12 protein-coding genes are annotated in these 14,740 nt (G+C 70.7%); 10 read left to right on the top strand and 2 right to left on the bottom strand.

The window, feature by feature from the left end:
* Positions 1–6: 6 nt before the first annotated feature.
* The gene (gene mshC / locus AC3X7R_RS13015) at positions 7–1,242 is read left to right on the top strand and encodes a cysteine--1-D-myo-inosityl 2-amino-2-deoxy-alpha-D-glucopyranoside ligase (RefSeq protein ID WP_489966093.1); all 1,236 of its coding nucleotides are present in this window, start codon (positions 7–9) and stop codon (positions 1,240–1,242) included.
* 26 nt (positions 1,243–1,268) lie between these two features.
* Here mshC and AC3X7R_RS13010 read toward each other — a convergent pair whose 3' ends face one another.
* Positions 1,269–2,117: a PAC2 family protein gene (locus AC3X7R_RS13010; RefSeq protein ID WP_489966092.1), complete on the bottom strand. Its 849-nt coding sequence runs from the start codon at positions 2,115–2,117 to the stop codon at positions 1,269–1,271.
* Positions 2,118–2,310: 193 nt separating this feature from the next.
* On the opposite strand from AC3X7R_RS13010, the gene metH reads away from it, so the two are divergent.
* From metH to AC3X7R_RS12965, 9 genes are all read left to right on the top strand, one after another.
* On the top strand, positions 2,311–5,994 hold the full coding sequence (metH, locus tag AC3X7R_RS13005) for a methionine synthase (RefSeq protein WP_489966491.1): 3,684 nt from the start codon (positions 2,311–2,313) through the stop codon (positions 5,992–5,994).
* A 73-nt stretch (positions 5,995–6,067) separates the two neighbouring features.
* Positions 6,068–6,544, top strand: a complete 477-nt coding sequence (locus tag AC3X7R_RS13000; RefSeq protein ID WP_489966091.1) for a TA system antitoxin ParD family protein — start codon at positions 6,068–6,070, stop codon at positions 6,542–6,544.
* Positions 6,541–7,131 (top strand): ATPase, encoded by a 591-nt coding sequence (locus tag AC3X7R_RS12995; RefSeq protein ID WP_489966090.1) that lies wholly within the window; start codon positions 6,541–6,543, stop codon positions 7,129–7,131. The genes AC3X7R_RS13000 and AC3X7R_RS12995 overlap by 4 nt, the downstream gene beginning before the upstream one ends.
* Positions 7,132–7,281: 150 nt before the next feature.
* On the top strand, positions 7,282–8,016 hold the full coding sequence (locus AC3X7R_RS12990; RefSeq protein WP_489966490.1) for an HAD family hydrolase: 735 nt from the start codon (positions 7,282–7,284) through the stop codon (positions 8,014–8,016).
* A 59-nt stretch (positions 8,017–8,075) separates the two neighbouring features.
* Entirely contained in the window at positions 8,076–9,722 is a 1,647-nt protein-coding gene (locus tag AC3X7R_RS12985) for an ABC transporter substrate-binding protein (protein ID WP_489966089.1), read from the top strand.
* Positions 9,723–9,780: 58 nt separating this feature from the next.
* Positions 9,781–10,785, top strand: a complete 1,005-nt coding sequence (locus AC3X7R_RS12980; protein WP_489966088.1) for an ABC transporter permease — start codon at positions 9,781–9,783, stop codon at positions 10,783–10,785.
* The gene (locus tag AC3X7R_RS12975; protein ID WP_489966087.1) at positions 10,782–11,729 is read left to right on the top strand and encodes an ABC transporter permease; all 948 of its coding nucleotides are present in this window, start codon (positions 10,782–10,784) and stop codon (positions 11,727–11,729) included. The genes AC3X7R_RS12980 and AC3X7R_RS12975 overlap by 4 nt, the downstream gene beginning before the upstream one ends.
* Positions 11,726–12,769, top strand: a complete 1,044-nt coding sequence (locus tag AC3X7R_RS12970; protein ID WP_489966086.1) for an ABC transporter ATP-binding protein — start codon at positions 11,726–11,728, stop codon at positions 12,767–12,769. The genes AC3X7R_RS12975 and AC3X7R_RS12970 overlap by 4 nt, the downstream gene beginning before the upstream one ends.
* Entirely contained in the window at positions 12,766–13,809 is a 1,044-nt protein-coding gene (locus tag AC3X7R_RS12965) for an ABC transporter ATP-binding protein (protein ID WP_489966085.1), read from the top strand. Before AC3X7R_RS12970 ends, AC3X7R_RS12965 begins: the two co-directional genes overlap by 4 nt.
* Here the strand turns inward: AC3X7R_RS12965 and AC3X7R_RS12960 are convergent.
* On the bottom strand, positions 13,781–14,680 hold the full coding sequence (locus tag AC3X7R_RS12960; protein WP_489966084.1) for a RecB family exonuclease: 900 nt from the start codon (positions 14,678–14,680) through the stop codon (positions 13,781–13,783). The genes AC3X7R_RS12965 and AC3X7R_RS12960 overlap by 29 nt on opposite strands.
* Between the last annotated feature and the right edge of the window lie 60 nt (positions 14,681–14,740).

Below are 14,740 nucleotides of genomic sequence, written 5' to 3'. Positions count from 1 at the left end.
GCCGCCATGCGCGCCTGGTCTGCCCCCGAGGTTCCGGTCCTGCCCGTCACGGGCCCACCCGTCCAGGTGCACGACACGGCCACGGGCGCACTGGTCACCACCACTCCCGACGGGCCCGCCCGCCTCTACGTCTGCGGCATCACCCCCTACGACGCGACCCACATGGGACACGCCGCGACGTACGTCGGCTTCGACCTGCTCAACCGGGCGTGGCGCTCCGCGGGTCACCCCGTCGCCTACGTGCAGAACGTCACCGACGTCGACGACCCGCTCCTGGAGCGGGCGCAGAAGGTCAAGATCGACTGGCAGGCGCTGGCCGAGCGGGAGACCGACCTCTTCCGCCACGACATGGAGGCGCTCCGGGTCCTGCCGCCCCAGCACTACGTCGGCGCGGTCGAGTCCATCCCGCTGGTCATCGACTACGTGGAGCGGCTGCGCCGGACCGGCTCGGTCTACCAGGTCGACGACGACCTCTACTTCTCCGTGACCGCCGACCCCGCCTTCGGGGGCGTCTCGGGGCTGGAGCGCGCGGAGATGCTCACGACCTTCGCCGAGCGCGGCGGGGACCCCGAGCGCCCGGGGAAGAAGGACCCCCTCGACTGCGTGCTCTGGCTGGCCGAGCGCCCCGGCGAGCCCTCCTGGGAGAGCCCCTTCGGTCCCGGGCGCCCCGGATGGCACATCGAGTGCACCGCGATCGCGCAGGAGTACCTCGGGGGCCAGTTCGACGTCCAGGCCGGCGGCTCCGACCTGGTCTTCCCCCACCACGAGATGTGCGCCAGCGAGGCCCACGTGGCGACGGGTCAGCCCTTCGCTCAGGTCTACGCGCACGCGGGCATGGTCGCCTACGACGGCGAGAAGATGTCGAAGTCGCGCGGCAACCTGGTCTTCGTCTCGCACCTGCGCAACAGCGACGTCGACCCGATGGCCATCCGGCTGGTGCTGCTGCGCCACCACTACCGCAGCGACTGGGAGTGGACCGACACCGAGCTGTGGGACGCGGTGGACACCCTGGAGCGCTGGCGCCGGGCCCTCGCCCTGGGGGCCGGCGCGCCGGCCGCACCCGTGGTCGAGGCCGTCCTGGCGGCCTTGGCGCACGACCTGGACGCCCCCACGGCGGTGCGGCTCGTGGACGAGTGGGTCTCCTCGACCCTCGGCACCGCCGGCCTCGCGGACGCCACCGACGACTCGGCGGCGACCACGGTCCACCAGCTGCTCGACGCGGCGCTGGGTCTCTCGCTCTAGCCGTCTCGCGCTGTGGTCGGCGCGCCTCAGCCCGAGTCGTCGCGTCGCTTGAGGTAGCGCTCGAACTCCCGCGCGATCGCCTCGCCCGACGCCTCCGGGAGGTCCGTGGTGTCCCTGGTCTCCTCCAGCGAGCGGACGTAGTCGGCGATGTCCTCGTCCTCCTCCGCGAGCTCGTCGACCCCGCGCTCCCAGGCCCGGGCGTCCTCGGGGAGGTCGCCGAGCGGGATGCGGGTCTCCAGCAGGTCCTCGAGCTGGCCGATCAGCGCGAGCGTGGCCTTGGGGCACGGCGGCTGGGCGACGTAGTGCGGCACCGCCGCCCAGTAGGAGACCGAGGGGATGTCGAGCCGGGAGCATGCGTCCTGGAAGACGCCCACGATGCCGGTCGGTCCCTCGTAGGACGACTGCTCCAGGTGGAGGCGGTCCACCAGCTCGGGCTCCGTGGCCGTGCCGGTGACCGGGATCGGACGCGTGTGGGGGGTGTCCGCGAGCAGGGCCCCCAGGGTCACGACGAGCTGGCCGCCGAGGTCGTCGCAGGCCGCCAGCAGCTCGGCGCAGAACTGCCGCCAGCGCATGTTCGGCTCGATGCCGTGGATCAGGATGACGTCACGCTCGAGGTCCGGGGGCGAGGCCACCGCGATCCGGGTGGTGGGCCAGGTGAGCTGGCGGTGACCCTTCTCGTCCGTGCCGACGACCGGCCGGTTGACCTGGAAGTCGTAGAAGTCCTCCGGGTCGATGGCGCCCACGACGGTCGCCTCCCACGCCTCGATGAGATGCGCCACCACCGCCGAGGCGGCCTCGCCCGCGTCGTTCCATCCTTCGAAGGCGGCAATCACCACGGGGTCGACCAGGTCGGTCAGGGCGTCGATCTCGATCACGTCACCCAGCCTAGGCGGTGACGCTGATTTCGCCCGCTCCCACGGCGGATGTCAGGATGCGGAACACCTGTCCGGCCCGCGGACCGCGCCATACTGTGGATCGTCTACCGGCAAGCCTGACGCGAGGAGCACCGTGCCCGAAGACCTGCTCGTCCAGCACCGCCCTGACGCCACCGACGAGCTCCGGGTGGCGATGACCGAGCGGATCCTCGTCGTCGACGGGGCGATGGGCACCGCGATCCAGCGCGACCGCCCGGACGAGGCCGGCTACCGGGGTGAGCGCTTCGCGGACTGGCCCTGCGACGTCCAGGGCAACAACGACCTGCTCACCCTGACCCGGCCCGAGCTCATCGCCGCCATCCACCGTGAGTACCTCGAGGCCGGCGCCGACATCATCGAGACCAACACCTTCAACGCCAACGCCGTCTCCCTCGGCGACTACGGCATGGAGGAGCTGGCCTACGAGCTCAACCACGCCTCGGCCCGGTTGGCCCGCGAGGCGGTGGACGCGGTGACCGCGGCCGACCCGGGTCGGCCGCGCTACGTCGCCGGAGCCCTGGGCCCGACCACCCGTACCGCGTCGATCTCGCCGGACGTCAACGACCCCGGGGCGCGCAACATCAGCTTCGACCAGCTGGTCGCGGCGTACACCACGGCCGCCCGGGGCCTGCTGGACGGCGGCGCCGACCTGCTCTTCATCGAGACCATCTTCGACACGCTCAACGCCAAGGCCGCCATCTTCGCCGTGGAGACCCTCTTCGAGGAGCAGGGACGCCGTTGGCCGGTCGTCATCTCGGGCACCATCACCGACGCCTCCGGCCGCACCCTGACCGGTCAGACGACCGAGGCGTTCTGGCACTCCGTCCGGCACGCCAAGCCGCTCCTGGTCGGGCTCAACTGCGCGCTGGGTGCCAAGGAGATGCGGCCCTACGTCGCCGAGCTGAGCCGGATCGCGGACACCTTCGTCTCGGCCTACCCCAACGCGGGACTGCCCAACGCGTTCGGTGAGTACGACGAGGCGGCCGCCGAGACCGCGGCGGTGGTGGGCGAGTTCGCCGAGGCCGGCCTGGTCAACCTGGTGGGCGGCTGCTGCGGCACCACACCGGCGCACATCGCGGCGATCTCCGCAGCGGTGGAGGGGGTGGCCCCGCGGGTCGTCCCCGAGATCGCGCCGGCGATGCGGCTCTCCGGTCTGGAGCCCTTCACGATCACCCGCGAGAGCCTCTTCGTCAACGTCGGCGAGCGCACCAACATCACCGGCTCGGCGCGCTTCCGCAAGCTGATCAAGGACGGCGACTACGACACTGCCCTGTCGGTGGCCCTGCAGCAGGTGGAGAACGGCGCGCAGGTCATCGACGTCAACATGGACGAGGGGATGATCGACGGCGTCGCGGCGATGGACCGCTTCCTCAAGCTGCTCGCCGCCGAGCCGGACATCAGCAGGGTCCCGGTGATGGTCGACTCCTCGAAGTGGGAGGTGATCGAGGCCGGCCTCAAGTGCGTGCAGGGCAAGCCGATCGTCAACTCGATCTCCATGAAGGAGGGCGTGGAGCCGTTCGTCGAGCAGGCCCGCGCCTGCCGCAAGTACGGCGCGGCCGTGGTCGTGATGGCCTTCGACGAGGACGGGCAGGCCGACAACCTCGACCGGCGCAAGGCGATCTGCGAGCGCGCCTACCGGATCCTGGTCGACGAGGTCGGGTTCCCGCCCGAGGACATCATCTTCGACCCCAACGTCTTCGCCGTGGCGACCGGCATCGAGGAGCACGCCTCCTACGGCCTGGACTTCATCGAGGCCGCCCGGTGGATCAAGGAGTCCCTGCCGCAGGCGCTCGTCTCCGGGGGCATCTCCAACGTCTCCTTCTCCTTCCGCGGCAACAACCCGGTCCGGGAGGCGATCCACGCGGTCTTCCTCCTCCACGCCATCGAGGCTGGCCTCGACATGGGCATCGTCAACGCCGGCGCCCTGATCGTCTACGACCAGGTCGAGCCGGAGCTGCGCGAGCGCATCGAGGACGTGGTCCTCAACCGCCGGCCCGACGCGGCCGAGCGGCTCCTCGAGATCGCCGAGGAGCACAACCGGCAGGGCGACCAGGTCGAGGCGGCCGCCGAGGAGTGGCGCGGCCTTCCGGTGGGCGAGCGGATCACGCACGCCCTGGTGAAGGGCATCGACGCCTACGCCGAGAGCGACACCGAGGAGCTTCGGCAGGAGATCGCCGCCCGCGGCGGACGCCCCATCGAGGTGATCGAGGGGCCGCTGATGGACGGGATGAACGTCGTCGGCGACCTCTTCGGCGCCGGCAAGATGTTCCTGCCCCAGGTGGTGAAGTCGGCCCGGGTGATGAAGAAGGCCGTGGCCCACCTGATCCCCTTCATCGAGCAGGAGAAGCTGGACAACCCGGCGCTCGCGACGGTCAAGGACACCAACGGCACGATCGTCATGGCGACCGTCAAGGGCGACGTGCACGACATCGGCAAGAACATCGTCGGTGTGGTGCTGCAGTGCAACAACTACGAGGTGATCGACCTCGGCGTGATGGTCCCGGCCCAGAAGATCCTCGACACCGCCGAGGAGATCGGCGCCGACATGATCGGCCTCTCCGGCCTGATCACCCCCTCGCTCGACGAGATGGTCACGGTCGCGGGCGAGATGCAGCGCCGCGGCTTCGAGATCCCGCTGATGATCGGCGGCGCCACCACCTCGCGGGCGCACACCGCAGTCAAGGTCGACAAGAAGTACGACGGCCCCGTGGTGTGGGTGAAGGACGCCTCGCGCTCGGTGCCCACCGCGGCCGCGCTGCTCCACCCCGAGCAGCGTGAACGTCTGATGGCCGAGGTCACCGCCGACTACGACTCGCTGCGGGCCCGCCACGCGACCAAGCACGACCGCCCGATGGTGGCGCTCGAGGCGGCCCGGGCGAACCGGACCCCGGTGGAGTGGGACGGCTACCAGCCGCCCGCCCCGGCCCAGCCCGGCATCCACGTGCTGGAGGACTACGACCTCGGCGAGCTGCGCGAGTACATCGACTGGCAGCCGTTCTTCAACGCCTGGGAGATGAAGGGGAAGTTCCCCGACATCCTCAACAACCCCACCACCGGCGAGGTCGCCCGCAGGCTCTACGACGACGCGCAGACGATGCTCGACCGGATCGTGGGGGAGGGGTGGCTGACCGCCCACGCGGTCTACGGCTTCTTCCCTGCCAACGCGGTCGGCGACGACATCGAGCTCTACACCGACGGCTCCCGCACCGAGGTGCTGTCGGTGCTGCACCACCTGCGGCAGCAGGGCGAGCACCGCGGCGGGGTGCCCAACCGGGCGCTCTCCGACTTCGTGGCGCCTCGCGAGACCGGCCTCGCCGACCACGTCGGCGGCTTCGCGGTGACGACCGGCCACGGGGTCGCCGAGCGCATCCTCGCCTTCAAGGAGGAGCTGGACGACTACTCCGCCATCATGCTGGAGGCGTTGGCCGACCGGCTGGCCGAAGCCTTCGCCGAGCGGCTGCACCAGCGGGTCCGCACCGAGTTCTGGGGCCACGAGCCGGCGGAGTCGCTGAGCAACGAGGACCTGATCGCCGAGCGCTACACCGGGATCCGTCCCGCGCCCGGCTACCCGGCATGCCCCGACCACACCGAGAAGGCCGAGCTGTGGCGCCTGCTCGACGTCGAGACGCGGACCGGCATCAAGCTGACCGAGTCGATGGCGATGTGGCCCGGGGCGGCGGTCTCGGGCTGGTACTTCTCCCACCCCCAGTCCCAGTACTTCGTGGTGGGGCGCCTGGGCCGCGACCAGGTCGCCGACTACGCCGAGCGCAAGGGCTGGACCCTGGCGGAGGCGGAGCGCTGGCTCTCGCCGAACCTCGGCTACGACCCGGAGGACTAGGGGGCGGACAGAGACGCGGTGGTGTAGCAGACTGCTACACTTTCGTTCTCTCGTTCTTCCCGGAGGTAGCGCCATGGGTGCGACGACACCGACCCGTTTCGACGCCGGCATGTTCGCCGAGGCTCAAGCTGCGGGGGAGCGGTCCCACCGCAGCGCCGCCCAGCAGCTGGCGCACTGGGCCCGGCTCGGGCAGGAGCTGGAGGCTTCCGGCGCTCTGTCCCAGCGTGACATCAGCCGGGTCCTGGCCGGTCAGCTCTCCTACGACCAAGTGAGCGACACCGACCAGGCGGCCGTGCGCACGGCCTGGCGAGAGGGGATCGACGAGGACATCTCGAACCTGGACCTGCGCGCCGACTTCGAGGCCGAGGGGCGCACCCGGGCCTCCGAGCTGGGCCCGGACGGGAGTGTCGTCGTCCACCACCAGGACCCGGTCGACTCTGCGGAGCAGCCGCGTCGCCTCGAGCGGGGCGGGCAGGTGACGAAGAAGGCCCGCGGACGGAAGACCCCCGAGGGGCGAACCGCCGGCGCGCGCAAGACCGCCGCCGGGTGAGCACCCCGGTCCTGCACCTCCTGGCTGGTTCCAACGGGGCAGGGAAGTCCACCCTGGCCGAGAAGGTCCTGGTCCCGCGCACGCACCTGCCGTTCGTCAACGCCGACAAGATGGCCGAGCAGCTGTGGCCCGGAGACCGGGACGAGCAGAAGCTCCGGGCCCTCACCGTCTCCGGGTTGGCAGCCGAGGAGCGCCTTCGGCTCATGGACCGCCGGGAGTCGTTCATCACCGAGACCGTGTTCAGCCACCCCAGCAAGGTCGAGCTCGTCGCCCGCGCCGTCAAGGCCGGCTACATCGTCTGGATGCACGTGATCATGGTTCCCGAGGACCTCGCGGTCGCACGGGTCGAGGACAGGACCGAGGCCGGTGGGCACCAGGTGCCGGAGGAGAAGGTCCGGGGCCGCTACCACCGCCTGTGGGCGCTGATCGCCGAAGCCAGGAGCCAGGTCGACCGGGCGGTGTTCTACGACAACTCCAGCCTCGACAAGCCGTTCCGGATCGTCGCGACCTACGAGTACGGGCGCCTGGTCGGGGCCGCGAAGTGGCCGACGTGGACGCCTGCGGAGCTGACCCGGGCAGGGGACTGAGGGAGCCCGGACGAGGTGCGCCGACCGTGTCGCCCAACGGGTCTGACGGGTCGGGACGTGCCTGTCGCACCGTGACGTTGGCGCATGTCGCGCCCCTTCGTTCTAAGGTGGTTCGTCGCATGGAACGTCGCATGGAGTTCTTCGGAGGGCATTCTGAGTACCGGACATTCTGGTGTTTTCGCAGGTCAGGAACCTGAGGGGGGAGAGCCCCGGCTGGCGGCTGTCCTGTGGGACATGGACGGCACGCTGGTCGACACCGAGCCCTACTGGATCGCCAGCGAGTTCGAGCTGGCCGAGCGGCACGGGGGGACCTGGTCCCAGGAGCACGCCCTCAACCTGGTCGGCAACGACCTGCTCGACTCCGGCCGCTACATCCGCACCCACATGGGGATCGACCTCGAGCCGGCGCAGATCGTCGAGGAGCTGCTCGACGGGGTGGTGGCCCGGGTCGAGCAGGAGGTCCCGTGGCGCCCCGGCGCCCGCGAGCTCCTCCTCGAGCTCTCCGAGGCGCACGTGCCCTGTGCCCTGGTGACGATGTCCTACCGGCGGTTCGTCGATCCGGTCCTGGCACGGCTCCCACGGAACACCTTCGCCGCCGTGGTCACCGGCGACGTGGTCACCCAGGGCAAGCCCCATCCCGAGCCCTACCTGCGGGCGGCCTCAGCCCTCGCCGTCGACCCGGCCGACTGCGTGGCCATCGAGGACTCCAACACCGGAGCCCGCTCCGCGGTCGCCGCCGGGTGCCGGGTGCTCTGCGTCCCCAACCACGTGCCGATCCTGGCGGGGCCCGGACGGACCTTCGCGGACTCGCTGGCTGATATCGGTTTGGAAACGTTGCGTCAGGTGCGTGTTTCACCGCGTGACGCCGCGCACAGCTCTGAGTAATGTCGCGACCCTGCCTGGCCGCTCGGCCGGCGCGACTTGCGAAGGGTGATGAGTTGCAGATGAGATCCATGGGAAGAATGCGGTTGGCGACCGTGGGGCTGGCGACGGCGGCACTGGTGCTGACGGGGTGCGCCGAGAGCGAGCGCTCGGACGACGAGAGCAACGAGGGAAGCGGCGGCGGCACCTTCGTCTTCGCCGGGGCGGCCGAGCCCAAGCTGCTCGACCCCGCCTTCGCCTCGGACGGTGAGACCTTCCGGGTGGCCCGCCAGATCTTCGAGGGTCTCGTCGGCACCGAGCCCGGCACGCCGGACCCCGCCCCGCTGCTGGCGGAGAGCTGGGAGAACACCGAGGACGGGCTGGAGTACACCTTCCAGCTCCGCGACGGCGTCACCTTCCACGACGGCACCGACTTCAACGCCGAGGCCGTCTGCGCCAACTTCGACCGCTGGTACAACTTCCCCGCGGCGGTGCAGACCGACGACTTCGCCTACTACTACGCCAAGCTCTTCCGCGGCTTCGCGACCGGCGACAAGAAGGGCGAGGGGATCTACGAGTCCTGCGAGGCGTCCGACGACCTCGAGGCCAAGGTCAGGCTGACGGAGCCGTTCGCCGGCTTCACCGCCGCCCTGTCGCTGCCCGCGTTCTCGATGCAGAGCCCCACCGCCCTGGAGAAGTACCAGGACGACGCGGCCGCCAACGTCAACACCACGGAGTACTCCACCGCGCACCCGACCGGCACCGGTCCGTTCGTCTTCGACTCCTGGGACCGCGGCAACCGCATCACGCTCAAGCGCAACGACGACTACTGGGGCGAGACGGCCAAGGTCGACACCGTCCAGGTGGTCGCGATCGACGACCCGGCGGCCCGCGCGACCGCGGTGCAGAACGGTGACGTGGACGGCGCCGACCTGATCGGTCCCGCCGACATCGAGCCGCTGGAGGAGGCGGGCATGCAGGTCATGCCCCGCGACCCCTTCACCATCCTCTACCTGGGCATCAACCAGAAGCAGAAGCCCTTCGACGACATCCGGGTCCGCCAGGCGATCGCGCACGCGATCGACAAGGAGGCCGTCGCGGCGGCCTCGCTGCCCGAGGGCTCCGAGATCGCCACCCAGTTCATCCCGCAGAGCGTGAACGGGTGGAACGACGAGGTCACCGAGTACGAGTACGACCCGGACAAGGCCGAGCAGCTCCTGGAGGATGCCGGCGCCACCGGCACCACGATCGAGTTCAACTACCCGACGAGCGTCTCGCGGCCCTACATGCCGGCTCCGGAGGACACGTTCAACGTCCTGCGCTCGCAGCTCGAGGCCGTCGGCCTGAAGGTCAAGCCGGTGGCGGACATCTGGACCCCCGACTACCTCGACAAGGTCCAGGGCACGTCCAACCACGGGCTGCACCTGCTCGGCTGGACCGGCGACTACAACGACACCGACAACTTCGTCGGCGTCTTCTTCGGCTCCGAGAGCGACGAGTTCGGCTTCAAGAACCAGGAGCTCTTCGACAAGCTCACCGAGGCGCGGGGCATCCCCACCGTGGAGGACCAGACTCCCCTCTACGAGGAGATCAACGCCGACGTGATGGAGTACCTGCCGGCCATCCCGATCGCGCACCCGGCTCCGTCCCTGGCCTTCGGCGCCGACGTCGAGGGATACCAGCAGAGCCCCGTCAACGACGAGGTCTGGAACACCGTCACCGTCGACTGACGACTGACGACTGACGAACAACACCTGGCCCCCGCTCTGCGGGGCGGAAGGCTGAGTGATGCTGCGCTTTGTCCTCCGGCGGCTGGCCCTGATGGTGCCAGTGCTCGTCGGACTCTCGATCCTGCTCTTCGCGTGGGTCCGGGCACTGCCCGGGGACCCCGCGCGGGCGCTGCTCGGCCAACGAGCAACGCCGGAGGGCATCGCGCGCGTCAACGAGCTCTACGGCTTCGAGGAGCCGCTCCTCCAGCAGTACCTGACCTACGTCAAGGCGCTGCTCACCGGCGACTTCGGGCGCTCGATCAAGACCGGCCAGCCGGTCGTCGAGAGCTTCCTGGAGAAGTTCCCGGGCACCCTGGAGCTCGGCCTGGCGGCCCTGCTCCTGGCCGTCGTGCTCGGGATCCCGCTGGGCTACTACGCGGCCCGGCACCAGGGCAGGTTCCTGGACACCGCGATCGTCTCCGGCTCGCTGGTCGGCGTCGTCACGCCCGTCTTCTTCCTGGCCATCCTGCTCAAGCTGGTCTTCGCCAACTGGCTGGGGATCCTGCCCACCAGCCTGCGTCAGGACGCCCGGATGGAGGCGACCCACATCACCAACTTCTACGTGCTCGACGGGATCATGACCCAGGAGTGGGACGCCGCCTGGGACGCGGTGCTCCACCTCCTGCTGCCCGCGATCGCCCTGGGCACGATCCCGCTGGCGATCATCGTGCGGATCACCCGGGCGGCCGTGGCCGACGTGCTCAGCGAGGACTACGTGCGCACCGCGAACAGCAAGGGCCTGGCCTCCCTGGTGGTCTCGCGCCGGCACGTGCTGCGCAACGCCCTGCTGCCGGTGGTGACCACCATCGGCCTCCAGGCCGGCCTCCTCTTCAGCGGAGCGGTGCTGACCGAGACCGTCTTCGCCTGGAACGGCATCGGAAAGTACCTCTTCGAGGCGATCGGGCAGCGTGACTACCCGGTGCTGCAGGGCTACATCCTCTTCATCGCCGTCATCTACGCCTTGATCAACCTCGCCGTGGACGTCGCCTACGGCGTGATCGACCCCCGGGTGCGTGTGCAATGACCATTCCCATCCCTCCCGCCGAGCCGACCCACGACGTCCTGGTGGCGGTCGACGACGAGCCCGGCGTCGGCCTCTGGGTCGCGGCCTGGCGACGGCTACGCCGCAACCCCAGCGCGATCGTGGGTGCCGTCATCGTGCTGGCGTTCGTGGTGGTGGCGCTGGCCGCTCCGCTGCTGACCAAGTACCAGCCCGGCACCGCGCAGTGGTCCGGGCAGGTGACGCCCTCCAGCGTGCCCGGCCCGAGCGACGACCACCTCCTGGGCCTCGACCGTTTCGGGTCCGACCTCTACACCCAGATGCTCTACGGAGCCCGGCAGTCCCTCCTCTACGGGATCGTGGCCACCGCGATCGGTCTGGTCTTCGGTGCCGCGCTCGGCATCCTGGCCGGCGGGGCCGCGTCGGTGGGCGGACGCGTGGGCGGGTGGATCGACACCTTCGTGATGCGCCTGGTCGACATCATGCTCTCGGTGCCCAGCCTGCTGCTCGCCGTCAGCATCGCCGCCGTCCTGGGGCAGAACCCCTACGCGGTGATGATCGCGATCGGCGTCGCCCAGGTGCCGATCTTCGCGCGTCTGCTGCGCGGGTCGATGCTGGCCCAGGGCCGCTCCGACTACGTGCTGGCCGCCTCCGCGCTCGGGTTGCGGCGACGCCGCATCGTGATGGGGCACGTCCTCCCCAACTCCCTGGGCCCGACCATCGTCCAGGCCACCCTCAACCTGGCCACCGCCATCATCGAGGTCGCTGCCCTCTCGTTCCTCGGCCTCGGCCAGCCCGACCCCGCGGTGGCGGAGTGGGGACGGATGCTCGTGGCGGCCCAGGACAGGTTCCAGGTGGCGCCGCTGCTCGCGATCCTCCCCGGAGCCGCGATCGCGATCACCGCGCTCGGCTTCACCCTCTTCGGTGAGGCCTTGCGCGAGGCACTCGACCCCAGGAGCCGTCGATGAGCACGACCACCGCCCCCCGTCCGACCGGAGCCCGTCGCGCCGGTGGCGAGCAGCCGCTGCTTCAGGTGCGCAACCTCAGCGTCGAGTTCGGCCTCAAGGGGCAGAAGCGGGTCCGCGCGGTCGACGAGGTCTCCTTCGAGATCCACGCCGGCGAGCACGTCGGCCTGGTGGGGGAGTCCGGCAGTGGCAAGTCCGTGACCTCCCTGGCCGTCATGGGGCTGCTGCCGTCGCGAGGAGTCCACGTCAGCGGTGAGGTGCTCTACCAGGGCGAGAACCTCCTCACCCAGTCGCAGCGGCAGCTCTCCCACCTGCGCGGGCGGGAGATCGCGATGGTCTTCCAGGACCCGATGACCTCCCTCAACCCGGTGATCCCGGTCGGCCTCCAGCTGACCGAGGTGATCCGCCGGCACCAGGACCTGAGCCGCAGGACGGCCCGGACCCGGGCCGTCGAGCTGCTGGAGCAGGTCGGCATCCCCGACCCGGCCCGGCGGGTGGGGGAGTACCCCCACCAGCTCTCCGGGGGGATGCGGCAGCGGGTGCTCATCGCGATCGCCCTCGCCTGCGGTCCCAAGCTGCTGATCGCCGACGAGCCCACCACCGCCCTGGACGTGACCATCCAGGCCCAGGTGCTGGAGGTGCTCAAGGAGCTGGTCTCCGAGACCGACGCGGCCCTGCTGATGATCACCCACGACCTCGGTGTCGTGGCCGGACTCTGCGACCAGGTCAACGTGATGTACTCCGGTCGCATCGTCGAGTCGGCGGAGCGGTCGCCGCTCTTCGCCCGGCCGCGCCACCCCTACACGGGCGGGCTGCTCGCCAGCATCCCCAGGCTGGACTCGCCCCGAGGCGCGCGCCTGCAGCCGATCCCGGGGTCTCCGACCCAGACCATCCCCTGGTCGGAGGGGTGTGCCTTCGCCCCGCGCTGCCAGAACCGGGTGGAACGGTGCACGGCGGAGCCGCCGCCCCTGCTCGCCACCGAGGACCGGCTGCTGCGCTGCTACAACCCACTCTCCGCACCGGCCGAGGAGGAGATCCGATGAGCGAGCCGCTGCTCCGTGTGGAAGGGCTCAAGGTGCACTTCCCGATCCGGGACGGGCTGCTCCTCAACCGCCAGGTCGGTGCCGTGAAGGCCGTCGACGGCGTCGACCTCGAGATCGCCTCGGGGCGCACCCTCGGGCTGGTGGGCGAGTCCGGCTGCGGGAAGTCGACGCTGGGCCGGGCGATCCTCCGGCTGGCGCCGGTGACCGAGGGGCGCGTCCTCTTCGACGGCACCGACGTGGCCTCCCTCAAGGGGGAGCGGCTGCGCCGGATCCGTCAGGACATGCAGATGGTCTTCCAGGACCCTCTGGCCAGCCTCAACCCGCGACAGTCGGTCGAGACGATCCTGACCGAGCCGTTGCGCGCGCACGCGATCGCCTTCGACCCCAAGACCCGGGTGCGTGAGCTGCTGGACCAGGTCGGCCTGCCGGCGAGCGCGGCCCGCAAGTATCCCCACGAGTTCTCCGGGGGCCAGCGCCAGCGGATCGGGATCGCCCGGGCGGTGGCTCTGGAGCCGCGGCTGGTGATCGCCGACGAGCCGGTCTCGGCCCTCGACGTCTCCATCCAGGCCCAGGTCCTCAACCTCCTCGAGGAGCTCCAGGAGCAGCTCGGTCTGACCTACCTGGTGATCGCCCACGACCTCGCGGTGGTGCGGCACGTCTCGGACGAGGTGGCCGTGATGTACCTCGGCGGGATCGTCGAGCAGGCGCCCTCCGACGAGCTCTACGACGAGCCGCTGCACCCCTACACCAAGGCGCTGATGTCGGCGGTCCCGGTGCCGGACCCGACGGTGGAGGCGAGCCGGGAGCGGATCCTGCTGCAAGGGGACCTGCCCTCACCGGCCGACCCGCCCCCGGGGTGCCGATTCCACACCCGGTGCCCCTTCCGGCAGGAGACCCGCTGCGACACCGAGCGTCCGCTGCTGCGCGTCGTCGAGGGCACCGGCCGCGCTCACAAGGTGGCCTGTCACTTCGCCGAGGAGATCGCGGCCGGGACGATCCGGCCGCACGGAGTCACCCCGGAGGAGGCTGCGATCTCCTGAGGGCCTCGACCGGGACGGGTGGCGGCGTGCCCCCGAACTCGGGGCAGAGGTCCTGGTGGCTGCACCAACGGCACAGGGGTCCGCGACGGGGACGCCAGTCGCCGGTGCGGGTCGCCTCCAGGATCGCCTGCCAGACGGCGAGGACCTTGCGCTCGGTGGCGATCAGGTCGGCCTCGTCGGGCTGGTAGCGCAGGATCTGGCCGTCGCCGAGGTAGACCAGCTGGAGGACGCTGGGCAGCACCCCCCGGGCGCGCCAGAGCACGAGCGCGTAGAACTTGAGCTGGAACAGCGCCGACGCCTCGTACCGCTCGTCCGGGGCCCGACCGGTCTTGTAGTCCACCACCCGGATCCGCCCGTCGGCGGAGACGTCGAGGCGGTCGATGTAGCCGCGCAGCAGGAGGCCGGAGTCGAGCACCGTCTCGACGTACGCCTCGCGCTCCGCCGGCTCCAGCCGCTGGGGGTCCTCGAGCCGGAACCAGCGGGACAGGACCTCGGCGCAGCTCTCGAGCCACGCCTCGAGCGCCGGGCCGGACTCCGAGCCGGGCTCCAGGCCGAAGAGGGCGTCCAGCCCGGGCTCCTGCTCGCGCAGCTCCGACCAGGCCGGCGCCAGCATCGCGGTCGCCCGCGCGGGCGTGCGCTCCTGCGGGGGGAGGTCGAAGAGCAGCTCCAGAACCCGGTGCACGACCGTGCCCCGGGTCGCCTCCGCCGACGGCTCCTCGGGGAGCCGGTCGACGGTGCGGAACCGGTAGCGGAGCGGGCAGGACGTGAAGTCGCCGGCGCGGCTGGGGGAGAGCGTGCCCAGGACCCGCACGCCGTCGACCAGGGTCGGGACGTCACCTCCCGGCGTCGGCCGGAGAGGGATGCTGGTCATGGGTTCGACCCTAGGCGAGAGCTCCGACAGGACGTGGGTCGTCGACCCCTCGGCTAGGGT

It is taken from the genome of Nocardioides sp. Z22_16 (genome assembly GCF_058134365.1).
The sequence above is the reverse complement of the archived record's forward strand: the minus strand, read 5'-3'. Positions and strand labels throughout refer to the sequence as shown.